Annotated in this window: 12 protein-coding genes and 3 pseudogenes; 5 read left to right on the forward strand and 10 right to left on the reverse strand. The window is 39.6% G+C overall.

Translation table 11 applies throughout. The annotated features are described in order from the left end of the window. Nucleotides 1-145: 145 nt before the first annotated feature. The 6 genes and pseudogenes from MSKOL_RS08975 to MSKOL_RS08995 form a co-directional block, all read right to left on the reverse strand. Nucleotides 146-421 (reverse strand): ArsR family transcriptional regulator, encoded by a 276-nt coding sequence (locus MSKOL_RS08975; protein WP_231592568.1) that lies wholly within the window; start codon nt 419-421, stop codon nt 146-148. 466 nt (nt 422-887) lie between these two features. Beyond that, a pseudogene (locus MSKOL_RS08980) lies at nt 888-2193 on the reverse strand (ISNCY family transposase). A gap of 109 nt (nt 2194-2302) precedes the next feature. Further along, the gene (locus tag MSKOL_RS21045) at nt 2303-3151 is read right to left on the reverse strand and encodes an MFS transporter (RefSeq protein WP_231592569.1); all 849 of its coding nucleotides are present in this window, start codon (nt 3149-3151) and stop codon (nt 2303-2305) included. Nucleotides 3152-3222: 71 nt separating this feature from the next. Then, on the reverse strand, nt 3223-3870 hold the full coding sequence (locus tag MSKOL_RS21050; RefSeq protein ID WP_231592571.1) for an MFS transporter: 648 nt from the start codon (nt 3868-3870) through the stop codon (nt 3223-3225). A gap of 204 nt (nt 3871-4074) precedes the next feature. Next, nucleotides 4075-4455 carry a hypothetical protein gene (locus MSKOL_RS08990; RefSeq protein ID WP_048120366.1) on the reverse strand — a complete coding sequence of 127 codons (381 nt, stop codon included), beginning with the start codon at nt 4453-4455 and terminating at the stop codon, nt 4075-4077. 33 nt (nt 4456-4488) lie between these two features. Further along, nucleotides 4489-5058, reverse strand: a complete 570-nt coding sequence (locus MSKOL_RS08995) for an HdeD family acid-resistance protein (protein WP_048155444.1) — start codon at nt 5056-5058, stop codon at nt 4489-4491. A 631-nt stretch (nt 5059-5689) separates the two neighbouring features. On the opposite strand from MSKOL_RS08995, the gene MSKOL_RS09000 reads away from it, so the two are divergent. The 3 genes from MSKOL_RS09000 (at nt 5690) to MSKOL_RS09010 (ending at nt 9973) form a co-directional block, all read left to right on the forward strand. Then, nucleotides 5690-6211 (forward strand): DUF367 family protein, encoded by a 522-nt coding sequence (locus MSKOL_RS09000; protein ID WP_048155447.1) that lies wholly within the window; start codon nt 5690-5692, stop codon nt 6209-6211. A gap of 293 nt (nt 6212-6504) precedes the next feature. Next, the gene (locus tag MSKOL_RS09005; RefSeq protein WP_048155450.1) at nt 6505-7023 is read left to right on the forward strand and encodes a TIGR00725 family protein; all 519 of its coding nucleotides are present in this window, start codon (nt 6505-6507) and stop codon (nt 7021-7023) included. 616 nt (nt 7024-7639) lie between these two features. After that, nucleotides 7640-9973, forward strand: a complete 2334-nt coding sequence (locus MSKOL_RS09010; RefSeq protein ID WP_048155452.1) for a DNA topoisomerase I — start codon at nt 7640-7642, stop codon at nt 9971-9973. A 396-nt stretch (nt 9974-10369) separates the two neighbouring features. On the opposite strand, the gene MSKOL_RS20070 is transcribed toward MSKOL_RS09010, so the two are convergent. The 3 genes and pseudogenes from MSKOL_RS20070 to MSKOL_RS09020 form a co-directional block, all read right to left on the reverse strand. Continuing rightward, nucleotides 10370-10528 carry a hypothetical protein gene (locus tag MSKOL_RS20070; RefSeq protein ID WP_156151020.1) on the reverse strand — a complete coding sequence of 53 codons (159 nt, stop codon included), beginning with the start codon at nt 10526-10528 and terminating at the stop codon, nt 10370-10372. Between the two features lie 183 nt (nt 10529-10711). Continuing rightward, nucleotides 10712-11011, reverse strand: a complete 300-nt coding sequence (locus MSKOL_RS09015; protein WP_048155454.1) for a hypothetical protein — start codon at nt 11009-11011, stop codon at nt 10712-10714. Between the two features lie 947 nt (nt 11012-11958). Then, a pseudogene (locus tag MSKOL_RS09020) lies at nt 11959-12261 on the reverse strand (ABC transporter permease); the annotation flags it as partial. 64 nt (nt 12262-12325) lie between these two features. Between MSKOL_RS09020 and MSKOL_RS09025 the strand changes: the two are divergent. Continuing rightward, complete coding sequence (locus tag MSKOL_RS09025) at nt 12326-13126, forward strand: CHAT domain-containing protein (RefSeq protein WP_048120376.1); 801 nt, start codon at nt 12326-12328, stop codon at nt 13124-13126. A gap of 254 nt (nt 13127-13380) precedes the next feature. Here MSKOL_RS09025 and MSKOL_RS18755 read toward each other — a convergent pair whose 3' ends face one another. Further along, on the reverse strand, nt 13381-14337 hold the full coding sequence (locus MSKOL_RS18755; protein WP_231592573.1) for a class I SAM-dependent methyltransferase: 957 nt from the start codon (nt 14335-14337) through the stop codon (nt 13381-13383). A 473-nt stretch (nt 14338-14810) separates the two neighbouring features. On the opposite strand from MSKOL_RS18755, the pseudogene tnpC reads away from it, so the two are divergent. Continuing rightward, nucleotides 14811-16244, forward strand: a pseudogene (gene tnpC / locus MSKOL_RS09045) (IS66 family transposase). Nucleotides 16245-16385 lie beyond the last annotated feature (141 nt).

Genomic DNA, 16385 nt, shown 5'->3' on the forward strand with positions numbered 1-16385 from the left:
CAGCATTTTTTCATTAGCTGGCAGCAGAGATTGAGGGTTACAGGAAGGTGTCGGCCGGGTCTTTACCTTAATCTCGAATCGGCTGCCGGATTAGCAGGTTCAGGAAGAATGTCTTGCAGATTTTTGAAGATCTCTCAAAGCCCGTTTACTTGTAATTGTTTTCAAGCTGTCTGAAGGCTTTTACAAGAGATTCCATTTTTCTAACAATGATTTTCCCAATAAGGGAAAGTTCATATATCTTTTCTTCCTGAATCACGAGCCCTTTTTCCTTCAGTTTTTTAAGCTGGGGCAGGATCGCGACTGAGTTCGTATCAAGCTCATTATTGATCTCTTCAATGGTTCGAGGCTTTTCTTTGAGGAGGAGAAGCAGGTCAGTCCTTTTTTCGGAGGACAAAAGAATTGTGATCAGGTTAGATCTCATTACCTCTACTTTATAAAGGATAAATATATATTTTTTCATCCTTAAATTTAAATTCCTTAATAGATTAGTTCAAAGATTTTGCTTAGTAAAAAAGTCCTGTTTTTCAAATAGTATTGCCAGAAAATGGGTAGACGTGTTTTTACTCTCAATAATATGGATAAAATAGAAAAAGCATATTCATTGCAATATATTTCAAAAAATTAATCCAATCTTAAATCCTTTCATATTCTTTCGAGCTATTGGACTCAGTTTCATAATTTAGTGATTTCTCATTTTTTCCGTCCTTAAAACTTCACTTTTCTCTGCTAACTGCTCAAATAAACTGTAATAATCCTTGAGAAATGATTTCTTTGGCAGGAATGCCAAAGAATTATTTTACTCCTTTAATTTTTTCACTGAATTTTTTGACTAAAATCGATACGCTTCGCTACTTAATCCTTAACTCAGCTCTCAAAAATATCTTTTACTAAAGCTTAAATGGAGTAAATAATCTGAACAATTCCAGAAATAACTTTTGTGGTTTCTTGAGCAAATTTAATCTTCTCATTTGAGTAAGTTTAATCTGATTCTCAATTCCTTTATCAGTCCTGAACTGCTTCTTGTTATCCGTTTTTAGACTTTTTGAATAATAGCTTTCAATAGGATTATTTGTCGCTGGCGCTCCTGGAAGATAATGGAACAAAGTAAGATTTAGCCAGTGTTTATTGATCATCCACAATCGTTTTTGAACCAATTCATCATATGTTCTTATATTTTCCATTAATTTATTGAAATTATATTTTGCTTTTTCAAGACTATTAAGTGGAAGATTTTCCTTTTTTCGTCTTCTTTCAAGCTTTAATTCATTTCTATACTTGTAAAATTTCTTTTTTGCTTTTTTACTCCATTCCTGATGTTTTTCTTCTTTATTAACTAGGTTCGGTTCTTTAGATAGAAGTTCTTCCAGAAATTTAATCTCATTCTCTCGATTGTAAAATATATTCAATAACCTGTACTTCAATAGTTCCTGTTCAATTGTTGTATTTTTTGGGAAATCACTAACAATAAGCTTGTTTAAGTGCATCAAACAATATTGATGGACTAACTTATCACCAAAAATTTCCTTTAATATATCAGGGTATCTCTTATCAAAATCCGTAACGATAAACACAGGCTCTGATGCATCCAGATTTTTTCTGTAAAAATCCCTTGATGGTTTCTGAACTCTTATCTTCAAAAAGTTCATCTGCTATCGTTCTTTGAGTTTTTGCATCCAGTAAGGTTAAACGGTATTTCTGACATCTTCCTTCTTTTGGATGTTGTTCGTCATAGTGCACCATATGTATATTTTCTGAAAATGGAACAGTTTTCTGTTCCATTTCTTCGTAGAATGCTCTTAAAATAGTGCTTTTTGATCTTGGATAGATGAAGTCCATTATATCAGAAATTCCATCGTATGAAACGTTATGGTATCTGAGTAACTGGAAGAAATCATTGAATGAATTAAAAAGTAAAGTCTTCAGATCTTCCCAAAAACTATGATCTTCTTCGTGTGTACTACCACAATTTGAGCATTTATATCGACCAATGTTGATTTCTCCAAGACCTTCTTTAGTATGGGGATTATAGCCATTATGAACCATTGGAGTACTACAAATTGAGCAGACTGGAGGAATTTTTCTACGAAAAATTCCTCGTGTAGTATATTCATAATCGTTTCCAAAACAACCAAAAACATCTAAGAGAGCAGGGAGCTCCGAAAAGTTATTAAGAGTAAGGTTTATAGTTACCATTGTTTTTGCCGTAACATCATTACATAATTATAGAATTATAATTTTGTGTAGTGATGTTACACTTACTTTTATCACTAGATTTTGGGACTGAGTCAGCTATTGACCATTTTTATATCTCAGTTTGCGAAGGAACCAGGATCTCAGGTGGCAGAAAGATTGAGACAATTATGCCAAGTATCGCAAAAACCACCAGTCCCCAGAGGGAAGCTTTTATCCCGTGGATGCGGATGATTTCGTTTACTCTCAAGACCTTCTGTGAAAGGTCAGGAGGAGCATCTTTCAGGATAGCTGTCAGTTCTTCATCGCTCAAAAAGAGGGCGTTATCCTCTACTGCCGATATCACGGAAGGCTTGAGCTCCTCTGAAATAGCAGTACTGTCATTAATGAGGTTAGTGGCTCCTCCTACAAGGCCCACAATAACTATGGAACCCATCAGGGCAGTTCCGATAGCCATGCCCAAATTCTGGGAAGTGCTCATAAGAGCAGCTGTCTCGCTTGTCCTTTCAGGGACTACCTGGGAGAGGACGAGGTTCATTATCTGCGATGCTATAACTCCTGCGCCTATGCCTATTAAGGCAAAACCGGTCAGCAGGGCAAACCCTCTGACCTCCACATTAATGGTTGCAATAGCCAGGAAAAGCCCTAATGTAAGTACAAGTAGCCCGACCTGAATAATGCGTTTTGGGGCTATGCGGGAAGATAACCGAGATGCTGTGAGCGAAGCAATTAAAAGTGGTATGGAAAGGGGAAGGTAGAGAAAGCCTGTCTGCATAGCATTGAGGCCCAGGGCTATCTGGAGTAAAAGAGCCATGCTGAACAGGAAACCTCCTATAAGAACGGTCTGAACCATCTGGACAAAAATACCTGAAGTAACCCTGCAGTCCCTTAGCACATCGAGCCTTACGAGTGGCATTCTACCCAGAGTAATGACATGAAGTTCCCAGAAGGCAAAACCCACCAGGATAATGCCTCCTGCTGCAATAAATACAGGTGTAGGAGAAAGGCCGAACGGAGAAATTTCAATTCCTCCTATTGAGAAGGGATGACGCGCCTCCCACCAGCCATAGGTTCCTGCCAGTAATATCCCAAGACAATAAGCCCCATTCCCAGCGCAGAAATTATAGAGCCGACTATATCCAGCCTGGGTTTTTCTTCAGTCTCAAGGGGTGCATCCAGAATATACCGGCTTAACAGTAAGATTATGAGCACGATAACTACTTCCCCGCCAAAGGCAAGCCTCCAGGTGTACTCAGTTGTCAGCCAGCCCCCTATAATGGGCCCGAGTGCAATCGCGCTTGCAACGATTCCCCCTAATATGCCGTAAGCAAGTGCACGGTCCTTTCCGCTGTAGTTTGAGGTCACGAGCGTCTGAATGGCAGGCATTACAAGGGTAGCTCCTAGCCCTTCAAGGATTGACCAGCCTATAAACAGCACGGCCATTGTCGGGCTGATTGCAGTCAGGAAAGAAACGGTACCGTAAATGATCAGTCCTGTCCTCAATGCCCTTTTTCGGCCAATAATATCTCCAAGCTTTCCTCCGGTGATCATAAGTGATGCCATTACAAGAGAATAGAGTGTAATGGCAGCCTGGACAGTGGCAACGTTAGTGTCAGAATCTTTGATGAGTGTAGAAATAGAAACATTCATTATCGTCGTATCAATAACAAGCACAAACATTGCAAGCACGAGAGCAGCAAGTACAGTCTTTCTTTCTATGTCAACGCCTCCTGTAGTAAAATATAAAGGCGTAATCTCTGCAAGAAGAAGCTCACATAATTATGTTTACAGCCAGTAGACCCTGAAATTAAAGAAGAAGCAGAAAGGCATAAACTTTTTTCATTACTTAAGAACCGTAATCTATGCCACCTGCATCTTCGCTCGTTAACCCATTCTGAATGCTTCCCTTACACCCGGCAGCATGATATAGATGAGAATTAGGGTATTCGCGAGAACTGATAAATTCACATCATACCATGAACCTCCTGTAACCAGTAGCACAAAATCAATACACAGGTTGAATATCGTAATAATAGCCAGAAACATCCAGGCTTGCTGGTCCACCTGCCAGAGCATCTGAGCCAGCCACACCCATATGTAGGCGAGCAGGCCATAAAGCAGTGCATACCATAGACTGAAAACACGGCCCTCGATTACCCCTAAAAAAGGCAAAAAGCCGAGAAACCGAAGCATTACAATAGCGTTTAAAAACGCCAGAACAACAGCTACAAAAGTCAGTATTGTGACACCAATAGGTCTTTCCATACTCAAATCTCCCCTGTGCTGCGATAACCTGCGTCAGGTTCTCATTTTTAATCCCCAGATAAGTGACCCGATTCCTCCGAGAATAAGGAAAAAACCGAATATCCATGGCAAAAAAAGGACTCCTACCAGAGAATTGGTTAGAAGAAGCAGGCCGAGAATTATGGTGAGGACACCGATGATTCCTATTCCCCATCCTCCTCCTTTAAGGGCCAGGACAATTTTTACGACCCCGTTGATAATAGCCCATACCCCTATGAAAATAACGAATAATGTAAGGACTATGAAAGGACTGTAGATTGGGTATGTCAGTATAACAACTCCTGCAATAATGCTCAGGATACCCGAAAGTAATTTCCATACCCTATTTCCCGAAAATATCAGCGCCCCTATGACAGAAAGAATTCCTTCTGCCAGCCAGAAAATACCAAGAATCTGTACAAGAAAAACAGTGGTTGCTGCAGGCCTGTATAAAAGGAATAATCCTACAAGGATGGCAACGATCCCTTCCAGAAGAACCACCCACCAGGGTACCTGCAGTATTTCATACCCAATTTCATATTCAGATTCAATTGATTGTTCCGTAACATCAGCTGGTTGTTCCATATAGTCCACTCCCCAAACATTTATTTCTTCAACCAGAACTCCCTGCGGCTGGAATAAGACTTGAGCACCGTCAAAGGAATATCTTTTGTCCCATATGGGACTTCATGTTTCTGGATGACTTATTTACACTTAGAAATAGCCAGAGTCAAAGAGAATATATCCTTCCCCCTCTTAAAGAAGAATAGTCTCCTTATCCAGGTTCAATTCATCGATGGAGCCAGCCATAATTGTGCAATCTCCCCTCATAAATACCGCATAACATTGCTGTTAAAGAACATTGACTGAATGCACTTTTACTAAATGCAATTTTAATGAATACGCTTTTTCCATCGCGAATTACCGGTATGACGCAGGCTAACGTAAAATGTTTATTTATCGCTCAACATCACAAGATAGGATACTATAAAATATTAGTTTTCAATATTTACCCATCTTCAAGCTTTACCAGAGACGAAGCAGTGGTCTAAATATATATTAATTATTATATATAAACTATTTTATTATTTGTTTTCAAAATGTTTTCGAGTTAATAAAAAATGTTCGATAACATTCCGCAGGCAAGCAGATAAAAGAGAAAACAGGTAAATAAGGAAGCTGTTTAAATAGTATCTCATCGTCCAGAGGATCAGTAATGAATCCGACAAATCAACGGGATATTCCCCTTTATATCTATCATGCCGGGCAGTGTGACCCGAAAAAATGCACCGGAAGGAAATTGGCTCGCTTTGACCTTGCCCGTCTTTACGACAGGATCTCAAAGTTGCCAAGGTCAGCGATCCTTCTTGACCCTACTGCAGAAAAAGCCATTTCTCCTGCCGACGATTACAGAAAAGGGATCATCGTACTCGATTGCTCCTGGGAAGAAGTGGAAAGGGTTTTCCCCGAACTTGCGAAGCTGAACCTTGAGCACAGGGCCCTTCCATACCTGCTTGCAGGCAATCCTGTAAATTTCGGAAGGCCCTTCAAACTTAATTCAGCCGAAGCTTTTGCAGCAGCTCTCTACATTCTGGGGCATAAAGAACAGGCTGAAAAAGTCCTCTCCAAGTTTAACTGGGGGCACAGTTTTCTTGAACTCAATAAGGAACCGCTTGAAGAGTATGCAACCGCAAAGAACAGTACTGAGATCGTGGAAATTCAGAGTCATTACTTCTAATTACCTATTGTCCATTGTCTCTGACTATCCATTGTCTATTATCTCTGACTATCCATTGTCTATTATCTCTGACTATCCATTGTCTATTATCTCTGACTATCCATTGTCCATTATCTTTGACTATCCATTGTATATCATTTCTGAATACCCACTGTTCAATATTTTTGGCTATTTATTGTCCACTATTTCTGACTATCCATTGTCTCTAACTATTTTTGACAGCCAGCAAATCGGGCTTATTCAAAGAAAAATACTCTTAAAAGACCTGAAATGAAGAAAAGGATGTTTGCGTAATGAAAGTACCTGTGAAAGCAGAGGCCAGAAAACAGATAGGAGTTATAGGTGCAGGGGCTTGCGGCAGCGAGGTCAGAGCTCTTGCAGAAAGGGTGGGAAGAGAGATCGCAAAAAGAGGGGCGGTTCTGCTCTGCGGAGGTCTGGGCGGAGTTATGGAGGCTGCTGCATACGGAGCAAAGCAGGAAGGAGGAATAACCCTGGGGATTTTGCCCGGAGCCCAGAGGGAAGAAGCAAATCTCTGGATAGATATTGCGGTTGTTAGCGGAATGGGGCATGCCAGAAATGCTCTTATAGCGCAGTCCTCGGATGCATTGATTGCGGTTAATGGAGAATACGGAACACTTTCAGAGATAGCTCTGGGTCTGAAGATGGGGAAACCTGTAGTCGTGGTTGAACCAGGCTGGAAAATCGAAGGCGTTCACAGGGCAAAAAATCCGGAAGAAGCCGTAGAACTTGCTTTCAGGCTGATTGAAGATAAGGGAGCATCTTTAAAGGAAAGTACTGGGGAAAATTACTAAAAAAACAGCTAAATACAGTTTAATACCGTTAAATACAGTTAAATACAGCTTAATACATCTTAATACAGTTTAATACTTCTTAATACTTCTTAATAATTCTTAATACATCTTAATACATCCTAATATACCCTAATACATCTTAATACATCCTAATATACCCTAATACATCTTAATACCGCTAAAACACAGCTAAAACACAGCTAAATACCGCTTAATACAACTAAAACACAGTTAAAAAACAGCTAGATACAGTTAAAAAATAGTTAAATACAGCTAAAAAATAGCTGAAAAATTTGGGAAGGCTTAAAATATTGAAAGAATTAACAGGAAAAATATCCCATAGAAAATCGTATCCCATAGAGTTGTGAAGAGAGGAATAAGGACAGATAAGTAGAAGAGTTTAACGGATGGATGAAGACTCTTGAAAGGCAGATGAAGAGCTCTGAGCCTAATTATAGTTACGGATGACAGCGTATTTTATGATTCAATCCAAAAATATATATTGGAAAAGGAAACTTCAAAGAATTAGGAGGCAGGCTTTGTCTCAGACTGGAAGGAGTTTTGGGGTACGCTAGTATTCCTCCAGAGAATTTAAAAAATTATACCGGAGTGTTAGATGCACCTTATTGTAACGGAAAAAAATATAGCAGCAAGGAGGATAGCTGCGATTCTGGCTCCAAAAAACCCAAAGAAAGATAGAGTCAGCGGAGTAGACGTATACCGGTATGAGATTGTGTCCGATGGAGAGAAGCAGGAGACTGTAGTTGTAGGGCTGTCGGGCCATATCGTGGGGATCGATTTTCCCAAGGAGTACAATAACTGGCAGAAAGTGGAGGCTAAAACTCTTATCGACGCCGACATCATAACGACTCCTATCAACCGGAAGATCGTAACTGCCCTTAGAAGCCTGGGAAAAGAGGCAAGCAGGGTTACGATTGCTACTGACTATGATCGAGAAGGAGAACTTATAGGAGTCGAAGCCCTCAATATCATAAAAAAGGTGAATCAGGATGTTCCTTTTGACCGGGTGCGCTACAGTGCAATAACTCCAAAGGCGATAGATGCTGCATTTTCAAATGCAACAGATGTTGATTTTAATCTCGCAGACGCCGGCCATTCAAGACAGGTTATTGACCTCGTCTGGGGTGCAGCCCTTACCCGTTATATTTCTCTTGCTGCAGGCAGGCTAGGGAAGATGTTCCTTTCCGTAGGCAGGGTACAGTCGCCAACCCTTTCTCTTATTGTTGACAGGGAAAAAGAAAGGAATGTTTTTGTCCCAATTCCTTACTGGGAAATCTATGCCGAACTTCAAAATACAGACGGAGAAACCTTCTCAACTCAGCACTCAACCCGCCGTTTCCTGGATAAAAAGGAGGCAACAGAAGCCTTCAAAAAACTGGGAAAAAAGGCCGAATTAAAGGAAATTGAAAAAGGGAAAAAAACCGACCAGCCCCCGACTCCGTTTAATACCACAGGTTTCATAAGCGCAGCAAACTCAATCGGGCTCAGCCCCGCAAACGCGATGCGCATAGCTGAATCTCTATATACTAATGGTTATATTTCGTACCCCAGAACTGACAATACGGTTTATCCCGAGACCCTTGACCTGAGGGCGCAGATTGAGATTTTCAAAGAAGGCCCCTTTAAAGAATACGCAGACGCCCTGCTTGAGAAAGCCGAACTCACTCCTACGCGAGGAAAAAAGGAAACTACCGACCATCCACCTATTTTTCCGGCTTCCCTTGCAAAAGAGTCCGACTTAAAAGAGGAAGAATGGAAAGTCTACGAACTTGTAGTCAGGCGCTTTTTTGCGACCTTTGCCGGGCCAAGCGAGTGGGAAACTATGCGCCTGAGGCTCGACATCAACGGAGAAGAGTTCAGGGCAAACGGGGCAAGGCTTGTTGAACCGGGCTGGAGATGGTACTATCCTTACAATGCGCCTGAAGACAGGCTGTTCCCTGAACTTCATGAAGGCGATTCCCTGAAAGTGATTAAAAAAGAGATGCTGGATAAAGAAACCCAGCCTCCAGGCCGTTACGGACAGGGAAGACTTATCAATATTATGGAAGAGCTCGGGCTCGGAACAAAGGCAACGCGACATGAGATAATCAGCAAGCTTTATTCCAGGGCCTACATCCACGGAAATCCTGTGCAGCCTACGAATACCTCTTTTGCAGTAATGGATACTCTTGAGAAGTATTCCCCTACTATCACAAAACCGGACATGACAAAGCTGCTTGAAGAAAACATGGACCTGATTGCTGAAGGCAAGATCAAAGAGTCTGCCGTTCTTGAAGAATCGCGGGATATATTAAAGCAGGTCTTCTCTGAACTCGATAAAAACCGGGAAAAAATCGTGGAATCTCTCCAGGCAGGCCTCAGGGAAGACAAAATCATAGGTATTTGCTCAGGCTGCGGAAACGAACTTATTATCCGGCGTTCGAAAAGGGGAGGCCGTTTTATAGGCTGCAACAATTATCCTAACTGTACCTTTTCCCTCCCTCTACCCAGAAGTGGGCAGATCATAGTTACTGACAAGGTCTGTGAAGCTCACGGCCTGCACCATATCCGTATAATTAATTCGGGAAAACGGCCCTGGGACCTTGGCTGTCCTCAATGCAATTTCATAGAATGGCAGAAAACCCAGCAGGAAGAACAGGCCAAGCAGCCCAAAAAAGAAAAGCCCAAATCAATTAAGGACCTGGAAGGCGTTGGAAAAGCCATAGCAGGAAAACTGGCAGAAGCCGGTATTACAAGCGTAGAAGCCCTGGCAGAAGCCGACCCTGTAGAGCTTGCAAAAGCAATAAAGACCAGTGTAAAGAGAGTCAAAAGCTGGCAGGTCTCATGCAACGGCACAGTTACAGTAGAAAGCAACAGCACAGATGAGGGCAGTAGCACAGTTAAGGGCAGTAGTACAGTTAAAGGCAACTGTACAGTTGAAGACGCATGAAAATAGTCCTCAATGTCGTCGTTGTCTTTTCTTATTTTTGCCTGTTGTCATATAACTGATGTATTTGGCAAAAGTAGAAGGTTGGAAAATTGAATATAAATTCTGACCCATGTAACCTTATTCGCTGTCCCATGTCGTTTATATCACGCTCGACGAAGGAGAGCGGTCTTGCAAAATAGAAGAAAAAGAAGAGAATTGGCAAATTGTAATCTGCCTCTTTTTACTCCTTTTTACATATCCTCTTCAAATTCAATGGATAATTTTCCAACTCGAAAAATATGCAATATTTTATTATACAATTATAAAGTTGAATGCGTTTCTGCGTTTCTTCTCGTATCCTGCCTGATAATAACCCCGATAATAACCCCGAAAACAACCTGTTTCAATGAGGATATTTCACAAGCCACTTCTCACCCGAACACGCCAGCCCGTAGACGGTTTTACTGCGCATTCTCCATTATCGAACCATGCGCATTGTTCCTCAAGGCATGCTGCAAAGTCAGGTGCTCTGTTTCCTATGGGAGAATTCGGACGCATTGGACATAATTTTGTCATCTTAGTTCAACTCCTTGTAATCCAAAACTGATTTAATATGTTTATACTGTTACTAATAGATAAGATCTTTTCTATGGAGTCCGGTCAAAAGAGAAATCTTGCTTGAAGTGCAACTAATGTCGCAAAGGGATAACTATTAAGAAAATAGGGAATCTCTACAAAGCTAGAGAACTATCTCTAAGTTCAAGTAATGTGTTTTATAACCTGTAGAGCCGTGCGCAAACCACCTTCGATAAAGCCCTGGAAATCCGAGTAAGCCTCGCCACATATATGAATATTTTTATTTGATAGCAGTGAACCCTGTAATGAGAACGCAGTTAACTTTTTTATTGCCTCTTCAGCACGGACGCCAGCTTTCCAGATATGACAACCCGCTTCAAACGGCTCACGGCTCCAGTCCCTTATGCCAAAACAACTTATTAGTTCAGCCTCTGCTTCTATTTTTTTAACGTCGGTATTGTCAGGACTTGACACTAGTGTCAAGAAAATTTAGTTATTGGTTATTTAAAGCTCAGAGTCGCATTCCTGCCGAAGAAATCGTTTCTCAAGGAGTATCATAGTTTATTTGGCCAGTTAACAGAGAAAAATGAAGATTTAAGAAAGAAAAAAAGAGAAATCACTAAATTATGAAACTGAGTCGCAAAGCAGGAAGAGAAAATAAAGAAACTTAAAGATGACCTTGCTAGACGACAGGAGCAGCTTAATAAGCTGGCAGAACGAGTTAGAGAGGTAGAATAGGGTAAATTATGATAAAAAGAAAAAGAGATAAAAGCAATTTGGTAAATGATGGAATAAAATTAATAGTTCTATGCAAATACGGAGGACTTTGTATTAAGCATCCTAGGACTATGGCAGATGTTATTTGCTTAGGATGCGAGAGAGAAGTAAAAAGGTGAAAATACATATTTAAAAGCTGAATCAAAGTCGCACTGACTCACCTTGCTGCAAGAAACTGGGTAGTCAGCCCCAAAATCTAGCTTACTTCTCTCCCATAGCCTCTACACTCAATTAAAAACAGCTACCTTACCTCTTTTATCCCGAAACATCTTTAGATAATTATTCAATAAGTCTATATATTGACACTGTTGTGACAGATCTGGCACAACAAGGAAACATAGTAGAAAGTTCTAATGAAAGCAAAGGATATAAAGGTTTAAAGCACTCATTTACTCATTTAAATTGCTTGTAAAGCTGTCAGGGATATTATTCTTGTTATTTCTATTTCATAACTCTTTATTTTTAGGCTCTGTAGAAATCCTCAGAAATATCCAATTTTCATAATTTGACTGAGTAATATGATGAGGTTTTAGTCATTTATCTTTAGTCTTTTATAGCTGATTTAGATAGGTTGTCTACAGAGCCTATTTTTAAATTCAATGACAATGAAAGAGGAAATTAAGAAAAGGAATTCAAACCTTCCTTTCCTCAATTTATTCATATCTAAGTGCATCTACGGGCTTTAGTTTAGAGGCTCTATATGCAGGGATAACTCCAGATGTCACCCCTGTTAAAACTGCAAGGACAAGACCTTCAACTATTAGGTAAGGACTTATTCCACTTCCTGAGGTCATATCTCCCATCATTGACTGAAGACCACTTGAAATAGTAGATCCAAGCATACCAAGAAGCCCTCCAACAAAACCTACTAATGCAGAATTAAATATTAATATCATGAGAATATCTTTGTTTTTCGCTCCAATGGCTTTCATAGTTCCTATTTCTTTTGTCTTTTCCCTTTATTTCAGTCAAACGCTCGAATCAGGTTAGTGCATAAGAACCGGATCTTTAACATAACCTTTGAAGCATACAAGGTTATTTCAGATACCTTTCGGAGAATTAAAAAGTCAAACAGGAGTTTACTTTCTTGAAAAATATACAATTAATTATGCTAGTTCGATTGCTGTAATAAAACAAAATATGGAAAGTAAAAGTCTAATAAACCCTTCTATAAATTTAGATCTGCTTGCTCTTGTAAACCCTAAGCCTCTTCTGAATCCAAAACTACAATCACTTGATTTTGCTGAAAATAATTTTTACCGAATTAGTGAATTCTATAATACTTGTACAGTTTTTAAAGGAAATGAAGCTACAAAAGAAAGGTTTAGAGAAGAAGCATCGAAACACACGGTAATTTTTTTAGTGACTCACGCAGAAATATCTAAGAATAGCTCATTAAATCCTTATATTGCCCTGGCAAGAACTACTTGTGACGAAGGACTTTTTGAAACTTCTGATATTTTTACTTTAAATTTGTGTGCTGACCTAGTAGTCTTACTTGGATGTAAAACAGGTGTAGGAAAAATTACAGGGGATGGAGTAATAGGTTTAAGCAGAGCTTTTACATGGGCTGGAGCCTCCTCGCTAATAATAAGTCTTCTGGATGCTCCAGAAGAACAAAGTTTACAGCAAATTTATGAATTTAATGAAAATTGGTTAAGAAAAGGAGAATCAAAAATACAAGCTCTTCGGAAAGTTAATGTGGTCTTTTGCGTCTCCAAGGTCTACAAACACTGCTTCACAGAACAGACACGGATAAAAGTTTTCCATGTAAAAATTTACACGCGCCTACTATATAAAAATATTAAATATGTTGTGTGATGCTCGGATCTGCCTATAATTGGAAAGTTCTGCTTGGTTAATGTATAAAGCAGGAGAATTCCCGAGCCATTTAAGTCAATAATAAAAATATTCATCGATTTCTGAAAAATCAAGAAGTTAAAAAGGCCTGAGAGATGAACAAAAAAACTGAAATATCGAATGGATGAAGAGCCCATTTCTTCATTATATGATTTCATGTTTCTAGTTTTACCTTTTCCGGCTTCTTCACCTTAAGAAAAGACTATCTATAGTTCTCAGGTTTGTAAGTGAATTATCTTCATTCTTCCTTTCTCGTCCGTGTAATTCATGAATTGCCTGATTGACGTACTCAGCGAAGGATCACGTGGAATATTTTTAAACATGGAAAACTGTTCTACAACTTTAATGCGGTCGTCCCACTTTGTCATTTCATTTGCATCATCCAGTGCCCATTTACAGGTGATTCCAAGGGATGCTCCAAACTCATGCATTGTCTTACTTTTTTCCTGAGCATTTAGCTCATTCCACCAGGTTTCGATATCAACCCATTCTGTTCCGCTGGGTTTGGTAGCTGTTGTCAGAGTACCTAGCACTTTATCTTTCAAACTCTGTGGAATTGCCTTCCAGGCGTTCTTAAACGACTTGAAACGCTCTGCTAGCATTGCGTCTCGTTTTTTAGGTTCATCGTTACTCCATCCTGCTCCGTAGCCTCCTCCATCAGCATCACTGCTCGATTTTGATTCTATATCAAACACAACTTCGCAACCCGGGAAATGATCTGCAAGTAAAAGGAAGAGCTGGCGCACCTTTGCTTCATCGAAGTAACGCAGAAGCCCACAGGCGATGATAAGTACGCCATTTTGAGTGTCAATATCCGTACACCATTCTGGATCTAGAAACGACTTTGCAATGCATGTTGACCTATCCGTTTCCGGAAGCAACTGCTTTCTGACTTCAATTAGCTCGGGAAGGTCAAGATCATACCAGTGGATTTTGCCGTTATCAATGCGATAAAATTCCGTCTCAAATCCAGCCCCAAGATTAACCACAGACGCGTAAGGGTGCTCTGTGATGTACTCTTTTACCTTGTTGTCAAATTGCATCGCTCGTGCTGCGGAAGCAAACAATAAATAATCAGTAATTGCCTTTTCAGTTGAAAAATCGTAATCCAATCGTTCAACGAGCTCAAGTGCTTTAGTATCATTGAACAATGAGCCGTGCTCTTTACTCACCTTTGCTCGGCCATATAGGATCAATAAGGAAGTTTGCGGTATGCCACTTAAATCAACCTTTATTTTGCTCTGTTGCAAATCTATCACTCATCCATTTTAACATTCTGGCGTGGATATTGTTCTATTATTCCAAGACTTTAGTACCTATGGTTAATCTTTCACCGGTACTTGAATAGTTAAAAATGAAATATTTTTCAGATATAATCGTTTTGAAATTGCCTACTTTTTGTCTATCTAACTGTAAAACCCTGGAACTAAGCTCCTTGAAACTAAACTCCTTGAAACTAAACTCCTTAAAACTAAACTCCTTGAAACTGCATAACTCTTCCAAACTGTCCCTGGTCAGAGTCTTGCATGACTGTGAAAACCGTGAGAAGAAACATAAAGGTAACTATTCAGGTAGCCTTGTTAAGGCTACACAATTTTTCCTCGTTCCGAGGAAAAATTGGATATAAAATGAACCATTTTCTTCCTTGATGAAACGTGAAGAGATTCTTGCTTTGTGTGCTTCAAACCCTGAAGTTATTGCTTATATTATAAGTCTTGAATCTCAAATTAAAGACCTCACTGAAAGATTGCAAGTTTTAGAATTTCGCTTAAATCAAAACAGCCGAAACAGCAGTAAACCTCCTTCTAGTGACTATATTTCCAAAGGAAAACCTAATCCAAAAAGTCTCCGTAAACAGAGTGGCAAGAAACCTGGAGGTCAAGAAGGTCATCCAGGAACAACTCTCGAAATGGTAGATAATCCTGATTAGGTAATAGAGCATTCTTTGAACTGTTGCGAAGAATGCGGCCAGAATCTTGAGGATGTTGAAGTTGAAGCTTATGAGAAAAGACAGGTTTTTGATATTCCGCCTGTAAATCTTATTGTTACAGAACATCAAAGTCAGATTAAGATCTGTCCTTGCTGTGGAAGGTTAAATAAAGCTGAATTTCCAGAATCAGTAAATTCCCCAGTTCAATATGGTCCTAATATCGTAGCTTCAGCAATTTACTTTAAAAATCACCATTTCATTCCTTATAAAAGGATTTCTGAATTGTTTCATGATGTAATGGGGATAAAAATCAGTTCTGCTACCATTATTGAAGCAGAAAGAGAATGTTTCCAGAACCTTGAAGAATTTGAAAACGTAATTCGAGAAAAGTTACTCTCTTCTCCTGTTATCCATTGTGATGAAACTGGAATGAAAGTTCACGGAAAAAGACATTGGCTTCATGTAGCTTCTACTGACAAATACACTTGTTATTTTGCTCATCCGAAAAGAGGATCAGAAGCTATTGATGCTATGGGAATTCTTCCAGAGTTTAAAGGGGTAGCAGTTCATGATGGATGGAAACCTTACAACGGTTATAATTGTGATCATGCTCTTTGCAATACTCATCTCCAAAGAGAACTTATTGGAATTGAGGAGAGTTATAAACAGCAATGGGCTAAAGATATGAATGAGCTGTTATCTGAAATGAAAAAGTATACTGATGAGTGCAAAGAGCAGGGCAAATATCTGGATTTTGAACAAGTTAAGGCATTAGAAAAAAGGTTCGATACTGTAGTCGCGAAAGGAATTGAAGAAAATCCACCTTCTCTAAATCCTGAAAGACAAGGAAAACGTGGTATGTATCCAAAAACCAAAGCAAGGAATCTTCTTGATAGGTTTATAGAACATAAAGAAAAGATTCTGAGATTCCTGAAAGACTTGAAAGTTCCGTTTGAGAATAATCAAGCAGAAAGAGATGTCAGGATGATGAAACTACAGCAGAAAATATCAGGAACTTTCAGAACTACACGGGGAGCGGAAGCTTTCTGCAGAATTAGAGCATATATTTCCACAATAAGAAAGAATGGTTTACCTGTTTTAGAGGGCATTCTTGCGGCGCTCAAAGGAGCGCCACTAGCTATACCCTGAATAGTTACACATAAAGAAGATAAAATTGACATGTTTCATATAACTGCAGTATACAGCAGTATACAATGGAACTTTGCTTTTTGGAGAGTGAATACAGTTGAAAACAGCCAGATAACCGCTTGAAATAATAAAATAAGCAAA

Source organism: Methanosarcina sp. Kolksee (genome assembly GCF_000969945.1).
GTDB classification, from domain to species: domain Archaea; phylum Halobacteriota; class Methanosarcinia; order Methanosarcinales; family Methanosarcinaceae; genus Methanosarcina; species Methanosarcina vacuolata.

Coding starts and splice junctions, on each gene's coding strand:
- MSKOL_RS21050 (WP_231592571.1), bottom strand. CDS start 3,870: ATGTTTGTGCTTGTTATTGATACGACGATAATGAATGTTTCTATTTCT.
- MSKOL_RS09010 (WP_048155452.1), top strand. CDS start 7,640: ATGCACCTTATTGTAACGGAAAAAAATATAGCAGCAAGGAGGATAGCT.
- MSKOL_RS08995 (WP_048155444.1), bottom strand. CDS start 5,058: ATGGAACAACCAGCTGATGTTACGGAACAATCAATTGAATCTGAATAT.
- MSKOL_RS09000 (WP_048155447.1), top strand. CDS start 5,690: ATGAATCCGACAAATCAACGGGATATTCCCCTTTATATCTATCATGCC.
- MSKOL_RS08975 (WP_231592568.1), bottom strand. CDS start 421: ATGAGATCTAACCTGATCACAATTCTTTTGTCCTCCGAAAAAAGGACT.
- MSKOL_RS08990 (WP_048120366.1), bottom strand. CDS start 4,455: ATGGAAAGACCTATTGGTGTCACAATACTGACTTTTGTAGCTGTTGTT.
- MSKOL_RS20070 (WP_156151020.1), bottom strand. CDS start 10,528: ATGACAAAATTATGTCCAATGCGTCCGAATTCTCCCATAGGAAACAGA.
- MSKOL_RS09005 (WP_048155450.1), top strand. CDS start 6,505: ATGAAAGTACCTGTGAAAGCAGAGGCCAGAAAACAGATAGGAGTTATA.